The 18,387-nt window shown below is 60.9% G+C and carries 18 protein-coding genes; 5 read left to right on the top strand and 13 right to left on the bottom strand.

The window, feature by feature from the left end:
* Window positions 1-54 precede the first annotated feature (54 nt).
* The 5 genes from PHI64_RS14735 to PHI64_RS14715 are packed head-to-tail and all read left to right on the top strand — an operon-like array spanning window position 55 to window position 4,240.
* Window positions 55-1,155 (top strand): tetratricopeptide repeat protein, encoded by a 1,101-nt coding sequence (locus PHI64_RS14735; protein WP_299884114.1) that lies wholly within the window; start codon window positions 55-57, stop codon window positions 1,153-1,155.
* Window positions 1,155-2,351 carry a L,D-transpeptidase family protein gene (locus PHI64_RS14730; protein WP_299884112.1) on the top strand — a complete coding sequence of 399 codons (1,197 nt, stop codon included), beginning with the start codon at window positions 1,155-1,157 and terminating at the stop codon, window positions 2,349-2,351. Before PHI64_RS14735 ends, PHI64_RS14730 begins: the two co-directional genes overlap by 1 nt.
* Before the next feature lie 32 nt (window positions 2,352-2,383).
* Window positions 2,384-2,953 carry a peptidylprolyl isomerase gene (locus tag PHI64_RS14725; RefSeq protein ID WP_299884110.1) on the top strand — a complete coding sequence of 190 codons (570 nt, stop codon included), beginning with the start codon at window positions 2,384-2,386 and terminating at the stop codon, window positions 2,951-2,953.
* A gap of 28 nt (window positions 2,954-2,981) precedes the next feature.
* Entirely contained in the window at window positions 2,982-3,476 is a 495-nt protein-coding gene (locus PHI64_RS14720) for a peptidylprolyl isomerase (protein ID WP_299884108.1), read from the top strand.
* 26 nt (window positions 3,477-3,502) lie between these two features.
* On the top strand, window positions 3,503-4,240 hold the full coding sequence (locus tag PHI64_RS14715) for a UDP-2,3-diacylglucosamine diphosphatase (protein ID WP_299884106.1): 738 nt from the start codon (window positions 3,503-3,505) through the stop codon (window positions 4,238-4,240).
* Window positions 4,241-4,246: 6 nt separating this feature from the next.
* Here the strand turns inward: PHI64_RS14715 and PHI64_RS14710 are convergent, their stop codons facing one another.
* From PHI64_RS14710 to asd, 13 genes are all read right to left on the bottom strand, one after another.
* Window positions 4,247-5,422 carry an O-succinylhomoserine sulfhydrylase gene (locus PHI64_RS14710; RefSeq protein ID WP_299884160.1) on the bottom strand — a complete coding sequence of 392 codons (1,176 nt, stop codon included), beginning with the start codon at window positions 5,420-5,422 and terminating at the stop codon, window positions 4,247-4,249.
* Between the two features lie 11 nt (window positions 5,423-5,433).
* Complete coding sequence (purF, locus tag PHI64_RS14705) at window positions 5,434-6,963, bottom strand: amidophosphoribosyltransferase (protein ID WP_299884104.1); 1,530 nt, start codon at window positions 6,961-6,963, stop codon at window positions 5,434-5,436.
* A gap of 10 nt (window positions 6,964-6,973) precedes the next feature.
* Complete coding sequence (locus PHI64_RS14700; protein WP_299884102.1) at window positions 6,974-7,465, bottom strand: CvpA family protein; 492 nt, start codon at window positions 7,463-7,465, stop codon at window positions 6,974-6,976.
* Window positions 7,466-7,478: 13 nt separating this feature from the next.
* The gene (locus PHI64_RS14695) at window positions 7,479-8,270 is read right to left on the bottom strand and encodes an SPOR domain-containing protein (protein ID WP_299884100.1); all 792 of its coding nucleotides are present in this window, start codon (window positions 8,268-8,270) and stop codon (window positions 7,479-7,481) included.
* Window positions 8,271-8,286: 16 nt separating this feature from the next.
* A complete protein-coding gene (gene folC / locus PHI64_RS14690) occupies window positions 8,287-9,558 on the bottom strand; it encodes a bifunctional tetrahydrofolate synthase/dihydrofolate synthase (protein WP_299884098.1) in 1,272 nt (423 codons plus the stop codon).
* 1 nt (window position 9,559) lies between these two features.
* Window positions 9,560-10,435, bottom strand: a complete 876-nt coding sequence (gene accD / locus PHI64_RS14685; protein WP_299884096.1) for an acetyl-CoA carboxylase, carboxyltransferase subunit beta — start codon at window positions 10,433-10,435, stop codon at window positions 9,560-9,562.
* The gene (gene trpA / locus PHI64_RS14680; protein ID WP_299884094.1) at window positions 10,432-11,244 is read right to left on the bottom strand and encodes a tryptophan synthase subunit alpha; all 813 of its coding nucleotides are present in this window, start codon (window positions 11,242-11,244) and stop codon (window positions 10,432-10,434) included. The genes accD and trpA overlap by 4 nt, the downstream gene beginning before the upstream one ends.
* Before the next feature lie 56 nt (window positions 11,245-11,300).
* The gene (gene trpB / locus PHI64_RS14675; RefSeq protein ID WP_299884092.1) at window positions 11,301-12,512 is read right to left on the bottom strand and encodes a tryptophan synthase subunit beta; all 1,212 of its coding nucleotides are present in this window, start codon (window positions 12,510-12,512) and stop codon (window positions 11,301-11,303) included.
* Complete coding sequence (locus PHI64_RS14670) at window positions 12,499-13,122, bottom strand: phosphoribosylanthranilate isomerase (protein WP_299884158.1); 624 nt, start codon at window positions 13,120-13,122, stop codon at window positions 12,499-12,501. The genes trpB and PHI64_RS14670 overlap by 14 nt, the downstream gene beginning before the upstream one ends.
* Window positions 13,123-13,127: 5 nt before the next feature.
* Window positions 13,128-13,925 carry a tRNA pseudouridine(38-40) synthase TruA gene (gene truA, locus PHI64_RS14665; protein WP_299884156.1) on the bottom strand — a complete coding sequence of 266 codons (798 nt, stop codon included), beginning with the start codon at window positions 13,923-13,925 and terminating at the stop codon, window positions 13,128-13,130.
* Window positions 13,919-14,521 carry a CbiQ family ECF transporter T component gene (locus tag PHI64_RS14660; protein WP_299884090.1) on the bottom strand — a complete coding sequence of 201 codons (603 nt, stop codon included), beginning with the start codon at window positions 14,519-14,521 and terminating at the stop codon, window positions 13,919-13,921. Before PHI64_RS14660 ends, truA begins: the two co-directional genes overlap by 7 nt.
* 30 nt (window positions 14,522-14,551) lie before the next feature.
* Window positions 14,552-17,461 (bottom strand): FimV/HubP family polar landmark protein, encoded by a 2,910-nt coding sequence (locus PHI64_RS14655; protein ID WP_299884088.1) that lies wholly within the window; start codon window positions 17,459-17,461, stop codon window positions 14,552-14,554.
* A gap of 134 nt (window positions 17,462-17,595) precedes the next feature.
* The coding region (asd, locus tag PHI64_RS14650) for an aspartate-semialdehyde dehydrogenase (RefSeq protein ID WP_299884086.1) at window positions 17,596-18,387 on the bottom strand (792 nt) is incomplete at its 5' end.

The following is an 18,387-nucleotide window of genomic DNA, read 5'->3' as shown; positions in this document are numbered from 1 at the left end:
TAACCTGAAAACAACAGCCAGCGCGTTGCCGCGCGCGCCGGCGAATCATATCACATGTCAAAACGAGCCCTGGCCGCCTCCCTGCTACTCGCAAGTCTGATCTGCAGCCCCGTCCGGGCCGACCCCACCCAGGATCTGCAGGCCCTGGTAAAACAGGGACAATTCTCCCAGGCACTCGAACGCGCCGACAGCATTCTTGCCTCCAAGCCACGGGACGCCCAGGTCCGCTTTCTGAAGGGCGTCGTCCTCTCCGAGCTCAACCGCGGCACGGAGGCCATCGTCGTATTCCAGAAACTGACTGAAGACTATCCCGAGCTCCCCGAGCCCTATAACAACCTCGCCGTCCTGTACGCCCAGCAGCGCCAGTACGACAAGGCCCGCAATGCGCTCGAGATGGCCATCCGGACCCACCCAAGCTACGCTACGGCCCACGAGAACCTCGGCGACATCTACGCCCGTCTGGCCAGCCAGGCCTATGACAAGGCCTTGGCGCTGGACTCCTCCAATGTGGCGGCGCAGAACAAGCTCGCTCTCATTCGCGAAATGATCAGCGTCTCCGGTAGCAAAGCCGGTCGTCCAGCAGCCCCGAACGTTGCGGCTGCACCCACCCAGGCGCCCAAGCCTGCCGCACAAGCTCCGGCCATCGTGCCGTCAGTTCCGGCAGCGGCCAAGCCCGCGCCAGCTCCGGTGACGGCCGCTCCGGCCCCTGCCGTGGCACCCCTGACGAAACCAGCGCCCACACCGGCTCCCAGCATTACCCAGGCACCCACGCCTGTCGCCAAGCGCCCGGAACCCAAGGACGAAGCCCCGCCCCAGGCCGCCGCCATATCCAAGTCCGTACAGAGTTGGGCCAGTGCCTGGGCACGCAAAGACGTTAAGTCTTATCTTGGACACTACGCCCGTGACTTCGAACCTCCCAAAGGCCTGAACCGCAAGGCCTGGGAAGAAGAACGCACTCAGCGCCTCACCAAGCCCGGTACCATCGAGGTAGACCTGGAAAACGTCAAAGTCGTTTCCGTCAACGGTGATCGCGCCACCGTCAAACTTCGTCAGCACTATCGCTCCGCGAACCTGTCCACCTCTTCCAACAAGACGCTCAATCTCATCAATCAGGACGGCAAGTGGGTGATCAAGCAGGAGCGGGTCGGCGGTTGATGCACCATTTGTGGGCCGCCTTGCGCTCGGGGCTGGCTCCAGCCCTTGTATGCGTTCCTCTCGCAGCCTTCGGCTCGGGAGGAGCAAGCGCGTCCGTCGCCGATGCAGACGTCGCTCTGGGCGAGGTAATCCGTGCCATCGAACAACGCAAGACCGACGAAGCCCTTAAGAAGGTGGATGCGCTACTGGTGCGCTACCCCAACTTTCGCCTTGCACACCTGATCCGCGGCGACCTCCTCCTCGCCCGTACGCGCCCTCTTAGTACCTTCGGCGGCTCCCCGGATGCGCCTGCTGAAAAGCTCGCCGATCTTCGCGAAGAAGCGGTTGCTCGGCTCAAGGCATACCGCAATCGTCCGCCCAGCAATTACGTTCCGCGCTATCTGCTGCAGATGGAGCCCGATCAGAAGTACGCGATCGTGGTGGACACCCAACGCTCCCGGCTCTACATCTACCAGAACGATGCCGGACGCCCGCGCTTCGTGGCGGATTACTACATTGCCCACGGCAAGCTCGGTGCAGAAAAGACCCGTGAGGGCGACAAGCGCACGCCCGTGGGCGTGTATCACGTTACTGCCAACCTGCCCCGCCAGAAACTCTCCGATTTCTATGGTAGCGGCGCGTTTCCGATCAATTACCCCAACGAGTGGGATCGGCAGCAAGGGCGTAACGGGCACGGCATCTGGCTGCACGGCACACCCAGCGACACCTATTCCCGCCCCCCTCGCGCATCCGATGGCTGCGTAGTGCTGACCAATCAGGACCTGGAAGCCCTTTCCCCTTACCTTCAGATCGGTCTTACCCCCGTCATCATCAGCAACACTATCGAGTGGCTGAGCCTTGACGACTGGTCAAGCGAACGCACCGCCCTTAATCGCGAGATCGAGGCCTGGCGCAAAGACTGGGAAAGTCGTGATGTGAATCGCTACCTTTCCCACTACTCCCGCTCCTTTCGCAACAATGAAGGTGACTTCGCCCTGTGGTCCAAGCAGAAGCACTTGGTGGCCGCAAGCAAGTCCTGGGTCAAGGTTGAGCTGAGCAAGCTCAGCGTCTTCCGCAACCCGGGCAAGGAAGACATGATCGTCGTCACCTTTGAGCAGGATTACCGCAGCAACAACCTCTCCAATATCCTGAAGAAGCGCCAGTACTGGATCAAGGAAGGTGGTCGCTGGAAGATCATCTACGAAGGCTTTGCCTGACCTCTTAGCTCGCCAAACAACACGGGACACCCATGAAGAAACTTCTCATCGCCGCCGCACTGGCTGGCCACGCCCTCCTTGCCGCAGCCGCCAATCCGCTGGTCGAACTGAAGACCAGCGCCGGCAACGTCGTACTCGAACTCTATCCCGAGAAGGCACCCAAGACCGTCAGCAATTTTCTCGAGTATGTGAAGAGCGGCCATTACAACGGTCTGACCTTTCACCGTGTTATCAACGGTTTCATGATTCAGGGCGGCGGCATGAACAGCGCCATGGAAGAGAAGGCAACCCGTGCCCCGGTCGAGAACGAAGGCAAGAACGGCCTCAAGAACGACGCCGGAACCATCGCCATGGCCCGCACCCAGAATCCGCACTCGGCCACAGCCCAGTTTTTCATCAACCTCGAAGATAACCGGTCCCTCAACTATCCGTCTCCTGACGGCTGGGGTTACACGGTTTTCGGCAAGGTAACGGAAGGCATGGACGTGGTGCGCAAGATCGGCAAGGAGCCGACGACCACCCGAGGCTTCCATCGGGACGTACCTGCGACTCCGATTGTCATCGAATCGGCCCGCCAGTTGCCCGAAAAAGCTGCTAAGTAACGACCCCCCTTTCCAACAGGAGCACTTCATGGCTGTCAAACTCACCACCAACCACGGCGACATCGTTCTCGAACTGGACGCCGAAAAGGCCCCCGAAACGGTCAAGAACTTTCTGGCCTACGTAGAAGCTGGTCACTACAACAACACGGTTTTCCATCGGGTGATCAACGGCTTCATGATCCAGGGTGGCGGCTTCGAACCCGGCATGAAGCAGAAGCCCTGCGGCGAGCCCATCCAGAACGAAGCCAACAACGGCCTCAAAAACGATGCGGGCACCATTGCCATGGCCCGCACCAACGCCCCGCACTCGGCCACCGCCCAGTTTTTCATCAACGTTGCCGACAACGACTTCCTCAACCATCGCTCCCCCGACATGCAGGGCTGGGGCTACTGTGTCTTCGGCAAGGTCAGCGAAGGCATGGATGTGGTGGAGAAGATCAAGGGCGTAAAGACCGGCAGCAGTGGCTTCCATCAGGATGTCCCCAAGGATGACGTGATCATCCAGAGCGCAGAGATCATCTAAACAGGCTGACCAGGGGCGCGAGGCGCATGCAAGTTCATTTCATTTCCGACCTGCATCTCACGGTCGACCGCCCCGCATTGACTGCGGTCTTCGAGCGCTATCTCGTCGGCCCGGCCCGAAATGCCGAATCGCTCTATATCCTGGGTGATCTCTACGAGTACTGGGCGGGGGACGACGATCAGGACGACCCACTCAACAGTAGCCTGGCACAACAGTTGGCTGCGCTTGCCGAAGGCGGCACTCGTATCTACTTCATGCCCGGCAACCGGGATTTTCTGATCGGTGCTGATTTTGCACGCCGGGCCAGGCTCGAAATCCTGCCGGAGCCGTCACTGATCCATCTGGGGGCTCAGCCTGTGCTCCTGTGTCATGGTGACAGCCTATGTACCGACGACGTGGCCTATCAGGCCTTTCGCGCACAGGTCCGTATGCCCGCCTATCAAGCCCAGTTCCTCAGCCAACCCCTGGTCGCCCGTAAGCACTTCATCGCTGGAATACGTGAAAAAAGCGAAGCCGCCAAGGCCGGCAAGAGCGCCGAGATCATGGATGCAAATGATGGGGCTATTGCAGCCCTACTCCGCGAGTACGGCTACCCATGCCTGATTCATGGCCATACTCATCGGCCCGCTCACCATCAAGTCGAGGTAGACGGCCATACCTGCGAACGCTGGGTATTGGCAGACTGGCGGGAAGAAGCAGGAAAAGCGAACGGAGAAGTGCTCGTATGGGCTGACGGAACCCTGTCCCGCCAGCCCCTTGAATGATTGCGTTCAGGCGATAAGTGCCAGACCGCGGGCCAGATCGGCCTTGAGGTCATCCACCGATTCCAGGCCCACCGCAACGCGCAGCAGGCTTTCAAGAATCCCTGAAGCTTCACGCGCCTCGGCCGAGATGCGGCCATGGGTGGTAGACGCGGGATGGGTCAAGGTGGTCTTGGTATCTCCCAGATTGGCGGTAATCGACACGATACGTGTCGCATCCACCACCTTCCAGGCCTCCTCCCGCCCCCCACGCACCTCAAAGCTGACGATTGCACCACCGCTGCGCTGCTGTCGGCATGCCAGTTCGTACTGCGGATGGGACGGCAAACCCGGGTAATACACACGGGCCACCTGGGGCTGGGCCTCAAGCCAGCGTGCCAGCTCAAGGGCAGCAGCAGACTGAGCCGCCATGCGAATACGCAAAGTTTCCAACCCCTTGAGAATCACCCAGGCATTGAAGGGCGAAATGCACGGCCCCGCCGTACGGAGAAACTTGAACACTTCGTCCACCAGCGCCTTACTACCACATACCGCACCACCCAGCACGCGCCCCTGACCGTCCAGATACTTGGTGGCGGAGTGGATGACCAGATCTGCACCCAGCTTGAGGGGTTGCTGCAGGGCTGGCGAGCAGAAGCAATTGTCCACCGCCAGCAGCACGCCGGCCTCATGGGCAATCGCAGCCACGGCCGGAATATCCACCAGCTCGGTGAGTGGATTGGACGGTGACTCGACAAAGAAAAGACGCGTCTTCGGCGTTACCGCAGCCCGGTAAGCACTCAGGTCGGTTGCCGGTACGAAGGTCGTTTCGATGCCGAAGCGGGAAAGGATATTGCCGAACAGCTGTTGTGTCGCACCAAACAGGCCGCGCGACGCAACGATGTGATCCCCAGCACTCAGCAGCGCCATCACCGTCGACATGATCGCCGCCATTCCCGACGCCGTGGCCACACAGGCCTCGGCCCCTTCGAGGGCCGCCAGGCGCTGCTGCATCGCCGTCACCGTGGGATTGGTGAAGCGGGCGTAAACATTTCCCTCCTCCTCACCCGAGAAGCGCGCCGCCGCCTGGGCAGCGCTATCGAAGACGAAGCTGGAGGTCAGGTACAGGGCTTCGGAATGCTCATTGAACTGACTACGTTCAACTCCCGACCGCACGGCCAGGGTATCGAGATCCAGCCCTTCCATGGAATGCTCGCTCAACTTTCACTCCGGGACACAAGATTGAGATCCATCTGACCACCGCCATCCTCATTGACTGGCTTGCCCGCAGCATCGTTACGCTGGGATTCAACCCCGGTGAGGTACTCCTGCGTAACGTCGCCGGTCACGTAGAACCCATCGAAGCAGGAGGTCTCGAACACAGAAATTGCGGGATTGATCGCTTGGACAGCCAGCTTCAGATCCCCCAAATCCTGGTAGATCAGGGCATCGGCACCGATTTCGGCGCAGATTTCTTCCTCCGTACGGTCGCTCGCAATCAGCTCACCCTTGGTCGGCATGTCGATACCGTACACATTGGCATAACGCACCGGAGGGGCTGCCGAGGCCATGAACACCTTGCTCGCACCCGCATCCCGGGCCATCTGGACGATCTCGCGGCTGGTCGTGCCCCGAACGATCGAGTCGTCCACCAGCAGCACATTCTTGCCTTTGAATTCCTGATGGATCGTGTTCAACTTCTGGCGCACCGATTTCCGCCGAATGGCCTGCCCCGGCATGATGAAAGTGCGACCGATGTAGCGGTTCTTGACGAAACCCTCACGGTAGGGGACGTTCAACTGATGCGCCATTTCCATGGCCGACGGGCGGCTGGAGTCGGGGATGGGAATCACCACATCCACCTTCAAGTGCGGCATAGTTGAGCGCAGCTTGCGTGCCAGGAATTCACCCATCTTGATCCGCGCGTCGTAGACCGAGATCCCGTCGATCAGCGAATCCGGGCGGGCAAGATACACAAACTCGAACATGCAAGGCGCATGCACCGTATGGCTGGCGCACTGACGGCTGTGGAAACGACCTTCCGTATCGATCAGGATGGCCTCACCCGGAGCAACATCACGAACGAGCTTGAAGCCCATCACATCAAGGGCCACGCTCTCGGACGCCACCAGCCACTCGGTACCCTTGGGCGTGTCATTGCGTCCGATGACCAGCGGACGGATGCCATAGGGGTCACGGAAGGCCAACAAGCCGGTGCCGGAGATCATGGCGACCGTGGCGTAGGCGCCACGGCAACGGCGATGCACACCTGCCACTGCCGTGAATACGGTTTCCTCGTCCAGACGGAAGCTCTTAGCTGCGGCCTGAAGTTCATGCGCCAGCACGTTGAGCAGCACTTCCGAATCCGAATTGGTATTGATGTGCCGCAGGTCGGAGAGGAACATCTCCCGCTTGAGCTCTTCGGAGTTGGTGAGGTTGCCGTTATGGGCCAACATCAGCCCAAAGGGCGAATTCACATAAAAGGGCTGCGCCTCCGCGGCGGCGGAAGCCGAGCCTGCCGTAGGGTAGCGGACATGCGCAATCCCCCAGTTTCCCGGCAAATCACGCATATTGCGCGTGCGGAACACATCGCGGACAAGACCGGAGGCCTTGTGCATGTGGAACTTTCCGCCCTCGGCAGTGGCAATGCCAGCCGCATCCTGCCCCCGGTGCTGAAGCACCTGAAGACCGTCATAAAGAAGCTGATTGACGGGTGTCGTCGCTACTACGCCCAGAATCCCACACATTTCAAACCACCTATCGGTATCTAAGTCTATTTGCCAGAAGCTCGGGGAGCCATGGTCTGGAAGCCATCACGGCGGTTTCTAGCGGGGCCGACAACTGGGCCGCCTGCCACCACGCCTCCTTGGCAAAGCCGCCGATGCCGACGAGCAAGGCCACTGCAAAAACGATTATGCCGCCACGCAGCAAGCCGAAACAGGCACCCAGAAAACGGTCCGCGATACCCAGCCCGGCAGCTCGAATCAACTCACTTAACAACCAGCGCACCAGCGCCACCACAATCAGAATGGTGACGAACACCAGCAGAAAAGCTGCAGCCCCCTGGAGCATGGGTTCCTTGACCCAGGGGGACGTGTACGGCTGAATATCGGCCATGAACGCCTTCGCCGCGAAAAACGCCGCTATCCAAGCCCCCAGCGCCACAACCTCGGACAACAGGCCACGCCAGAACCCTAGCGCAGCCGACAATCCGAGCAGGCCCAGAAGGGCGTAATCAAGACCGTTCAAGTTTCAGACGCTGTCAAGGTTTGGCCGTCACGGACGCAGATACGCCCAGAATCTTGCTGATCCGCGCGGCCGCCTTTTCGGCAGCGGCCTTGTTGGGAAAGGGGCCAGCCCGAACCCGCACCTTGTCACCCAGCGGTTCCACGTAGGAAGAATAGCCTTCGGCCTTCAACTTGGCACGGAGTCCGGAAACGTTGGCTGCCTCACGATAAGCCCCGAGGGAGACCACGTGCGGGCTGTCCGGCCCACCGGCCTTGGGAGGGGCGCCTGCAAGCAGGGCCTTCGCCCGCGCGGCTTCCGCCTGCGCTCTCTCCTTCTCTCGCTCCCTTTCCCGCTCTTTCTCTCTTTCCCGCTCCTTCTCCCGCTCGCGCTCCTTCTCTTTCTGCTTTGCGGCTTCTAGCTTGGGATCAGGCTTTGGCGGCGCCTCGGCGCGGGCCTCCGCCTTCGGCTGATCCGCCTTGCGGGGAGGAGGAATAAGCTCTTCACCAGGCTTGAACACCGGGCTGTCCGCGTCAAGCTCCGACTTGCGACGCACAGAGTCATCCATTTCGGGAGGGGCGGTTTCCTCTGCCACCGCACCCGCAACAGGCTGACTCGGCATAGGCCCTTTGCCGGTGATCACACGGGAAGTGAAGTTGCTGCCCTCCTGGCCTGGGATGCGAATCTGCACATCCTGCAGGGGCGTGCGAGGCTCATGATCCATCACCATCGGAAGCACGATGGCTGCCGCGAGGGCGAGCGCAGCGGATCCGACTAGGCGCCTGCGGGCGCGCTTCTTGAGGTCGACCTGGGAATCGTTGTCCGCCATCTTGCTGCTATACCAATTACTGGGTCTTCCGGGTGGCGAGCACATCTGCCACGGTCAGGAAAGAGCCAAAGACCACGATTCTATCACCCTCGGCCGCCCGCCCATGCGCCAGCGCGTAGGCTTCCTGAGGCGAGCCACACTCCAAAATGTCAGTGGCAACACCACACTCGCGGAGAATCGCGGCAAGCCCTTGTGCGTCCAGCCCCCGGGGGCCAGGCAGGCTCGCGACAACCCAATGATCAACCCGATCCCGCAGCAAACGAACGGAGCCGGCCACATCCTTGTCGGAGAGCATACCGACGACCGCCCAGGTTTCGGGAAAGAAACCCATGCTGGCAAGGTTCTCGCTAAGCACGCCAGCCGCTTGAGGGTTATGGGCAACGTCGAGCACCACCGTGGGCCTCCCCGGCAATACCTGAAAGCGCCCAGGCAGATCTACCAGCATGAACCCTTGGCGCACAGCCTGCATGGGCACAGGAAGCAAGTCGCGCACGGCCTCACAGGCCGCCATCACCGCTGCCGCATTGAGCAATTGATTGATGCCCCGCAGCGACGGATACGCCAACCCACCCCGCCGACTGCCACCTGCGATCCAGAACGCCCACTGGTTCTGGTCACCGGAAAACCCGAAATCACGGCCACTGACCCACAGCTTTGCACCAATCGCTTCCGCATGCTCGACCAGCGAGGCCGGCGGCATGGGATCACTGCAGATTGCCGGACGGCCAGCGCGGAAAATCCCGGCCTTCTCAAAACCAATCGCCTCGCGGGTGTCTCCGAGGTAATCCATGTGATCCATGGCCACACTGGTGACAATGGCGCAATCGGGCTCGAAGACATTGACAGCATCAAGGCGCCCGCCCAGCCCCACCTCGAGAATCACCGCGTCCAGCCCGGCGTGACTGAACGCAGCCCAGGCTGCCAGGGTTCCATGCTCGAAATAGGTCAGAGGGATGTCACCCCGAGCCCGCTCGACTTCCGCAAAGGCATCAATGAGCACACGGTCGGAGGCATCACGCCCATTGATCCGCACCCGTTCGTTATAGACCAGCAAATGCGGGGAGGAATACACGCCGACGCGATACCCTGCAGCGAGCAGCACCGCTTCGAGCAGCGCGCAGGTTGACCCCTTGCCATTGGTGCCGCCCACTGTGAACACTGGGCAAGTCTGCGGAAGCTGGAGGGCGTTCCGCACCGCACGTACCCGATCGAGACCTAGCTGTATGGATTGGCCGTGACGGGCCTCCAGCAGGCCCAACCAGCCATCAAGAGTTTCAGGCAACTGCATGTCAGGACGCAGTCGCAACGGACGCCTGCCGGGTCAACAAGGTGATGAGCTCTGACAGCCTGTCCCGCAACTCACGACGATCGATGATCATGTCCAGCGCACCCTTCTCAAGCAGAAACTCCGAACGCTGAAAACCGGCGGGAAGCGTTTCACGCACGGTTTGCTCAATCACCCGGGGCCCGGCAAAGCCGATCAGCGCACCTGGCTCACCAATGACCAGATCGCCCATGAAGGCAAAGCTGGCAGATACACCACCCATGGTGGGATCGGTCAGCAACGTGATGAAGGGCAGCCGGCGCTCTGCGAGCCGAGTGATGGCTGCCGTCGTCTTGGCCATCTGCATCAGCGAGAACAGGCCTTCCTGCATCCGTGCGCCACCCGTTGCGGTAACGCAGATGAAGGGCAGGCGCTGCTCAAGAGCAGCCTTGACACCACGCACGAAACGCTCGCCAACTACCGACCCCATCGAGCCGCCCAGGAATTCAAACTCGAAGCAGGCGACGATGACCGGAACGGTCTTGATCGCCCCCTGCACCACCACCAGCGCATCCGCCTCCCCGGTGTCCTCGTTGGCAGCAGCCAGGCGGTCCGGGTAGCGCTTGGAATCCTTGAATTTCAGGGGGTCGACCGGCACCACTTCGGCACCAATTTCGAAACGCCCCTCCGGATCCAGCAGAAAATCAATACGCTGACGTGCCCGGATGCGTTGATGATGACCGCACTTTGGACAGACATTGAGATTGCTCTCCAGGTCGGAGCGGTACAGCACCGCCTCACAGGCAGGGCACTTGCTCCACAGGCCTTCTGGTATGGACTTCCGGGCGGATGGAGTCTCGCGTTTGATCTTCGGAGGCAACAGTTTCTTCAGCCAGCTCATGCCTGCACTCCCACCGCATCCATGGCCGTCCGAACGCCACGCAGAAAGGCTTCAACCTTGGCCGGAGCCTGTTCACGCGTGCTGCTCTCAATCTCTTCAATGATCCTGCTGCCGATCACCACAGCGTCAGCCAGAACGGCAATTTTTGCCGCCGTCGCACCGTCTCGGATACCGAACCCGACCCCGACGGGCATGCCGACCCGCTGGCGGATCGCCGGGATCCGCCGGGCTACCTCATCCAGATCAAGAGTGGCCGAACCGGTGACACCCTTGAGGGAGACGTAATAGATGTAACCGCTTCCCACCGCAGCCACGTCATCAAAGCGCTGCTCGGTGGAAGTAGGCGCCAGCAGGAAGACCGGATCCAGGCCAAAGGTCTTGCAGATATCGGCGAAACCTCGACACTCCTCGGGCGGATAGTCCACTACCAGCACGCCATCAACCCCTGCCTCGGCAGCAGCCTTGGCGAAGCGCTCGGCGCCCATGGCTTCGATGGGGTTCGCGTAGCCCATCAGCACGATCGGGGTTTCGTCGCCCGTAGCCCGGAAACTGCGCACGATATCGAGCAGCTTGCGCATGCTCATGCCCGCGGCCAGGGCACGCTCGGAAGCGCGCTGGATGGTGGGGCCGTCGGCCATTGGATCGGAAAACGGCACACCGAGCTCAATGATGTCTGCGCCACCCGAAACCAGCGCCTGCATCAGCGGCAGGGTCATTTCAGGGGCAGGATCGCCAGCAGTGATGAAAGGAATGAGCGCCTTGCGCCCCTCACCTTCCAGCCGCTTGAAAGTCTGTTGAATTCTGGACATGGATGGATATCAATGGTCAGTGGCCCTGCCCGGAAACCCGGCCAGGGCCACGAAAATCAGAATTGGATGCCGGACTTCTCGGCAACGGTATGCATGTCCTTGTCGCCACGACCGGACAGATTCACCAGCAGGACCTTATCCTTCGGGAGGGTTGGTGCAAGCTTGGCAGCATAGGCCAGCGCATGGGATGACTCCAGCGCTGGAATGATGCCCTCGAAGCGGCACAGGTTATGGAAGGCCTGGAGCGCCTCGGCGTCGGTGATCCCCACGTATTCGGCACGCTGGATATCCTTAAGCCACGCATGCTCCGGGCCCACGCCCGGATAATCGAGACCTGCCGAAATAGAGTGGGTTTCGATGATCTGACCGTCCTCGTCCTGAAGCAGGTAAGTACGGTTGCCATGCAGGACACCGGGCCGACCGGCTGACAGGGAAGCCGCATGCTGCCCCGTCTCGATGCCGCTGCCCGCCGCTTCGACACCAACCAGACGCACATCGCCATGGCCGATGTAGGGGTGAAAGATCCCCATCGCGTTGGAGCCACCACCCACACAGGCAATTACATAGTCCGGCTGACGACCGGCCATGTCGGGCATCTGCTCGATGCACTCTCTGCCGATCACCGCCTGAAAATCCCGAACCATCATGGGATACGGGTGAGGGCCGGCCACCGTACCAATGATGTAGAAGGTGTTATTAATGTTGGTAACCCAGTCGCGCATGGCCTCGTTGAGGGCATCCTTGAGGGTCTTCGAGCCACTCTCGACCGGCACGACAGTCGCGCCGAGCAGCTTCATGCGGTAAACGTTGGCTGCCTGACGACGGACGTCTTCGGACCCCATGTAAACCACACATTCCATCCCGTAGCGAGCCGCCACGGTGGCAGTGGCCACACCGTGCTGACCTGCGCCCGTCTCGGCGATCACCCGCGGCTTGCCCATGCGGCGCGCCAGCATGGCCTGACCGATGCAGTTGTTAACCTTGTGGGCACCCGTGTGATTCAGATCTTCACGCTTCAGGTAGATCTGGGCACCGCCCAGGAGCTCGGACCAGCGCTTGGCATGATAAATGGGGCTGGGACGCCCCACATAGTGCTTGAGTTCGTACTCGAACTCGGCCAGAAAAGCCGGGTCGCGCTGGGCTTCTTCGTAAGCTTCGCGCAGCTCGGTCAATGCCGGGATCAGGGTCTCCGCGACGAAGATACCGCCGTAGGGACCAAAGTGACCACGTGCGTCGGGAAGATCATAAGGGGCATCAGCCATGTGCATTTCGAACTCCGGCAACAAACTCGGTGATACGGGCGGCATCCTTGATTCCCTTGGCGGCTTCCACACCACTGGATACGTCCACCGCCCACGGTCCGACTCGCCTGACGGCCTCGGCAACATTGCCTGCATTCAGACCACCAGACAGAATCAAGGGCATAGGCAAACCGGAAGGAATCAGCGACCAGTCAAAGGTCTCGCCACCACCACCATAGCCTTCGACAAAGGCGTCGAGGAGCAATCCCTGAGCGCCCGCAAAGGAGGCAGCGTATTTTAACAGATCGAGCCCCGGTCGCATCCGCGCCGCCTTGATGTAGGGAAGCCCGTGCCCAAGACAATCGGACTCGATCTCGTCTCCATGAAACTGCAACAGTTGCAGAGGCACCTTAGCCCGCACCTCTGCCACATCATCCCGTGATGGATTGACAAACAGACCAACCGCAGTGACGAAGGGCGGCAACAGGCGCGCAAGCTCCGCGGCCCTCGCCGGGCTTACATAGCGCGGACTGGGAGGATAAAAGACGAAGCCGATGGCGTCTGCTCCGGCGCTCACGGCAGCGAGAACATCACTCTCTCGGGTCAGACCGCAGATCTTGATTCGGGTGCGATGCACGGCGATCACGGAATAAGGAGTTGCGGAGGCGCGATGATACGCCCCCCACCGGGCAGCGGCCACCGCTCCGGATACTCCACCCCACAAAGATAGAGGCCGTCGGGAGCAAAGGTCGGAGCGGCAAGGCTGCGCTTACGGACCTCGAGAAGCTCCGCCATCCAGTCTACCGGGCGCTTTCCCTTACCGACATATACAAGGGAGCCCACAAGATTGCGGATCATGTGATGAAGAAAGGCATTGGCGTGAAAATCAAAGACAAACACATCCCCCCAACGTTTCACTGACACGGAGTGCATGAGGCGCACGGGGGATTTGGCCTGACACTGGGCGGCCCGAAATGACGTGAAGTCATGCTCGCCCAAGAGACACTGGGCTGCCTCATTCATCGCCATCTCGTCCAGCAGACCGTGCATCCAGCCAACCCGGCCGTTCAGCAGTCCAGGCCTTACCCGCCGGTTGAGCAGCACATAGCGATAGCGCCGGGAGCCGGCGCTGAAACGAGCGTGAAACTCATCATCCACATGGACGGCCCAGAGAACCCCGACACTCGCCGGCACATGACTATTGACGCCACGCACCCAAGCTTCGAGGGGACGCTCGACAGTCGTGTCAAAGTGGGCGACCTGAGCTGTAGCATGCACTCCGGTATCGGTCCGCCCTGCACAGACAAGCTTGATAGGCTCCTGAGCAATGGTGGCTAACGCCCGCTCAAGCGCATCCTGGACAGTACGTCCATGGGGCTGGGTTTGCCAACCCTCGAACGCATTGCCTGCGTACTCGACGCCAATCGCCACCCTCACCAGAACATTCCTCCAAGCCCCAAGAGCACCACCATACCAATTACCACCCTATCCCCCCAATGCAAAGCCACAGATCGAAAGGCCAGCCCTCCTCCGTCCGCCTCTACGCTTGCGGCAAGCAAACCTCTCCAGCCCTCAGCAGGGGGGTTCTCTACATATCGAAAGACCAGCAACAGGCGCACTGCCAGTCGCCTGGACGGCATGCCCAGCAGGGACAGAGGGCTCGTCAGAGTCAGCATTCCGGAAACCAGCGCACGTTCATCCGTGAATTCTAGAAGCAGCGCCACAAGCAGGACGACCGCAACCAACCTCAGCCCCTGGGTCAGTGCAAGCGCTAGACCCTCACGGCTCGGGCTAACCGGCCCCAGCCAGGGGAGTGCGAGTTCGCCAGGCGTAAAGAAGGCAAACAGCACCACCGACACGAGAAGCAGATAGCGGATCCGTAGGAGCAAGGACCACGAACGCAGCGCCGCAAACATCAGTGCCGCGCCCCCAATGAAAAGCCCGAAGCCCCCTAGCAAGGGGCCTCGGGCCAGTTGTACCAGCACGACCAGCGCCGCCCAGACAACGAGGCGGGTGGCCGGATGAAACGCAGGCATCTATCGTCGCTGGTAGCTTCCTTCAGGACATCAGGACAAGCGGGCCAAAATGGCCTGAGCTTCGTTCCTCTGCAGAGCAGAGCCCTCACGCAAGACCTCTTCAACCAGCTCGCGCGCACCATCCTTGTCGCCCATCTCTTCATAAGCCCGGGCCAACTCAAGCTTGGTCGCCACTTCCTGCTGGAGATCGAGATCCAGCGGGGGCTCCGTCGGCGGACCAGCATCCGGCAACTCGATCTGAGTAGTCGCCTGAGTGTTGAGCTCAAGGTCAATGGTGCCGAGATCCGCAGCAGGTGCAAAGGACTTGACGGGAGCCGGGCTTGCATCGGACTTCTCGTCCAACTCAAAGTCGAAATCCAGCAGGCTGCTGTCGAAGCTCGTCTTCTCTAGATCTACCGTCGCCGTATCGAGGGGCAACCGAAGCCCATCATCGGAGAGGGTGGCAGTCAGATCGACATCCACCGTGGCATCCGTGCGCGGAGCCACCTGTCGTTCGCCAAACTCCGAACTGATCTCGAAATCGAGATCACTGGGATCCGGAAGGTTGAAATCTTCCGTCACACGTTGAGGACGGGTGGAGGTCTCCTCGAAGCTTCGTGCGATTGCATCGCCCGCCACCAACGTTGCCCCCGCCCCTGCCGGAACAGCAGAGGTGGTGTCCATGTCGAGCCCGAGATCAAAGTCGAGCTCGCCACCCCCTGGCGAAGCCGTCACCGTGGAAGCTGGAACGTTCGCATCCGCATTGAGATCGAGATCGAAATCAAGCACAGAGGTATCAGGAATGTTCGGCGTGAGTGTCGTCGTCGGAGACGGGGAGGCTGCCCGCTCGATATCCTCAAGACTTGCATACTGATTGAGCTCACCCGGCAAAGCCCAAGTATCTTTCAGCTGGGACGGGGACTCGAGGGGGTCGGAAGCCGTGGCAGCAGTCATGAAATCGGCCTGACTCGGCACCGGCTCGCGCACGACAGGGCGCATCTGCCCTGCCTGCACAAAACCTGTCTCACCCACAACAGCAGCTGCTGCTGCGGCAGCAACAGCCGGCTTGACCTGAGGCGGCGCAGCCGGAGCTGCACCGGGCGCAGGAATACGGTAGAGGGGGCTATCAGGGTCAAACTTTCGCCCCATGGACGCAGCCTTCTCCCAGTCGGGGCCATTGCCACCGGTCAGGGAGTAAAGCTCGGTCGCGGTTGTTTCAAACTGCTTGAGGTTTTTCCTCTGCGCATAGATCTCAAGCAGCTTGAGATGAACACCCGTGCGCCCCGGATCGGTCTTGAGCGCGTCGAGGAGGATCTCCTCGGCTTGGGCATCCCGTCCGTAAGCCATATATACATCAGCTTCGGCAACTGGATCGACGCCCTCGTCCGTATCGATTGACGACAACCCCGACTGGCTGAAATCCGTCTGGATCTGACTCGTGCTGCCGGTATCGACGCTTTGACCGCCAGCACTACCAAACACGGAATTAGAGCCGTCGCCAAACTCGGAGAGTGCTGGCGTCGTGGTCGGCGCCCCTCCACCATTACGACGCTGATAGATCTTGTAACCACCCCAGCCAAGCAGCAGGGCCAGAATTCCGCCACCACCCAACAGCAGGGACATGTCTTCGGGAGCACTGGCCTGAACCTGGGGCGCCTTCGGGGGCTCCTGTGGCACGGGCTTGGTTTCGGGCTGTAGAGCCGGCTTGACCTCAGCAACGGGTTCGGGCGCCTTAGGTGCTTCTGCGGCGGAAGGTGCCGGGGGAGCTGCTTCAGCGACAGGCTGCGGAGCCACAGATGGCTCGACCCGCGACGCCTCAGGCTGAGCCTGGGCCAGGCCTTGGCTCTTCAGCTCCACCAGACGCTGCAGCTCTTTGATGCTCTTTTCAAGTTCGGCCAGACGGGTGTTGGCTTCACGCAGGGCCTTGTCCCTGGAGACGAGATCTTCTTCCAGCGCCTGCAGGCGAGCCACGGATTTCTCCCCTCCCTGCGCCGAACCGGATTTGAGCCCCTCATCACTCTTGGAGACCTTCAACTGATCAGTTGCTCCTGACGCAGCAGGAGCGCGATCTTCCACCTTGGCACCGATCCGTCCGCCACTACCCTGCTGGGCAGGCGCGTCCTTGGCCGGCATGGCGGCAGCCTGCTCCGCGAGCTTCTGGCGATAGCGACTGAAATCAGACGAGTGGGCAACAACCTGCTGCCGTGAAGGATCGCCGGCTAGCTGGCGTGCGCTCTCGGCATCAGGGATTCGGAGGATCTTGCCTGCCTGCAAGCGGTTCATGCTATCCGCGTCGAAGGCAGAACGATTCCCCTGAAAAAGGGCCAGGAGCATCTGCTCCATGGACACGCCATCGGGGCGATTCTCGGCAGCAATGCGATTCAGCGTATCGCCCGGCTGCACCATGTAGGTTCGCCCTGCCCCCGCAGCGGAAGCCGCCGCCGGCCGAGCCACCCTAGCATTGGCCTGCCGCTTGGGCGAGGCGGCAAAATTGCCTGCAACGCCAGGGCGCATCTCTGGAGAGGCTACGGGTGCAGCAGCACGGCTAGAGCCAAGATCGGGCGGATCAAGCAAGAAAGTGTATTCACGGATCAGCCGGCCAGCCGACCAGTTAAGCTCCACAAGCATATCGACGAAAGGCTCGTTGATCGGTCGATCGCTGCTTACCCTGACCACTGCCCCACTGCCCCGCCGCTCGATGGACATGCGCAGGCCACCGACTGATGGCGCAAAATCGATGCCCGCCTGCCTGAAGGCTTCGGCAGAGGCAAGCCGCGCTGTCATGTTCTGGAGTTCTTCAGGCGTTGCGGCAATATCCACTTCAGCGCGAAGAGGCTGTCCGAGGCCGCTGAGAACGGTGATGCGTCCTAGGCCAGCGGCATTGGCGCCCAGAGACAGGGCGCCAATGGCTGCCGCGATCAGGGTGCGTTTGAGCCGGCTTTTCACAAGGTTCTTATGCACGAAAGCTTATCGTCGAAATCGAGTTGCTGATGAACATAACATCATGGGTTTGGTGAGGCAAGTTCAAGCCATGTTTGAAGTTGCCTCACCCTTCCTGCATCAAGAAAAAAGGCGGCCATGGCCGCCTTTTTTGATCAGTCCTCCAGCAACACCCGCAGCATGCGCCGCAGGGGCTCCGCTGCCCCCCACAGAAGCTGGTCTCCCACGGTGAAGGCCGACAGGTACTCTCCCCCCATGGCAAGCTTGCGCAGGCGACCAACGGGAACCGTCAAGGTACCGGTCACGGCAGTCGGGGTCAGGTCACGTACGGTCACTTCACGCTGATTCGGCACCACCTTGACCCAATCGTTGGCGGAAGCCAGCATGCCTTCGATTTCATCGATCGGGATATCCTTGCGCAGCTTCAGGGTCAACGCCTGACTGTGACAACGCATGGCGCCGATCCGCACACAAAGGCCATCGATGGGCACCACCGGGGAGCCGAAGCCCTCGCCACGGCCAAGGATCTTGTTGGTTTCAACACCGCCCTTCCACTCCTCCTTGGATTGACCGTTGCCCAGATCCTTGTCGATCCACGGAATCAGGGAGCCCGCCAGGGGTACACCGAAGTTGGAGGCCGGGAAGGCATCATCGCGCATGGTACCGGCCACTTCGCGGTCAATGTCGAGGATGGCGGAAGCCGGGTCGTCGAGCAACTCCTTGACCGAGCGGTTCAGCTCACCCATCTGGGACAGCAACTCACGCATGTTCTGGGCGCCAGCCCCCGAAGCCGCCTGGTAGGTCATGGAAGTGGCCCACTCGACCAGATCACGCTGGAACAGACCACCCAGGGCCATCAGCATCAGGGACACGGTGCAGTTGCCGCCGATCCAGTCACGACCGCCCTTGGCCAGGGAGTCCTTGATGACGTTGAGGTTGACCGGATC

This window comes from Zoogloea sp. (assembly GCF_028689785.1).
GTDB lineage: Bacteria > Pseudomonadota > Gammaproteobacteria > Burkholderiales > Rhodocyclaceae > Zoogloea.
This window is presented reverse-complemented; position numbering and strand designations above follow the sequence as displayed.

What these genes read in the sequence shown, in the direction of transcription:
- PHI64_RS14735 (WP_299884114.1), top strand. Translation starts at nt 55, where the DNA reads ATGTCAAAACGAGCCCTGGCCGCCTCCCTGCTACTCGCAAGTCTGATC.
- PHI64_RS14730 (WP_299884112.1), top strand. Translation starts at nt 1,155, where the DNA reads ATGCACCATTTGTGGGCCGCCTTGCGCTCGGGGCTGGCTCCAGCCCTT.
- PHI64_RS14725 (WP_299884110.1), top strand. Translation starts at nt 2,384, where the DNA reads ATGAAGAAACTTCTCATCGCCGCCGCACTGGCTGGCCACGCCCTCCTT.
- PHI64_RS14720 (WP_299884108.1), top strand. Translation starts at nt 2,982, where the DNA reads ATGGCTGTCAAACTCACCACCAACCACGGCGACATCGTTCTCGAACTG.
- PHI64_RS14715 (WP_299884106.1), top strand. Translation starts at nt 3,503, where the DNA reads ATGCAAGTTCATTTCATTTCCGACCTGCATCTCACGGTCGACCGCCCC.
- PHI64_RS14710 (WP_299884160.1), bottom strand. Translation starts at nt 5,422, where the DNA reads ATGGAAGGGCTGGATCTCGATACCCTGGCCGTGCGGTCGGGAGTTGAA.
- purF (WP_299884104.1), bottom strand. Translation starts at nt 6,963, where the DNA reads ATGTGTGGGATTCTGGGCGTAGTAGCGACGACACCCGTCAATCAGCTT.
- PHI64_RS14695 (WP_299884100.1), bottom strand. Translation starts at nt 8,270, where the DNA reads ATGGCGGACAACGATTCCCAGGTCGACCTCAAGAAGCGCGCCCGCAGG.
- folC (WP_299884098.1), bottom strand. Translation starts at nt 9,558, where the DNA reads ATGCAGTTGCCTGAAACTCTTGATGGCTGGTTGGGCCTGCTGGAGGCC.
- accD (WP_299884096.1), bottom strand. Translation starts at nt 10,435, where the DNA reads ATGAGCTGGCTGAAGAAACTGTTGCCTCCGAAGATCAAACGCGAGACT.
- trpA (WP_299884094.1), bottom strand. Translation starts at nt 11,244, where the DNA reads ATGTCCAGAATTCAACAGACTTTCAAGCGGCTGGAAGGTGAGGGGCGC.
- trpB (WP_299884092.1), bottom strand. Translation starts at nt 12,512, where the DNA reads ATGCACATGGCTGATGCCCCTTATGATCTTCCCGACGCACGTGGTCAC.
- PHI64_RS14660 (WP_299884090.1), bottom strand. Translation starts at nt 14,521, where the DNA reads ATGCCTGCGTTTCATCCGGCCACCCGCCTCGTTGTCTGGGCGGCGCTG.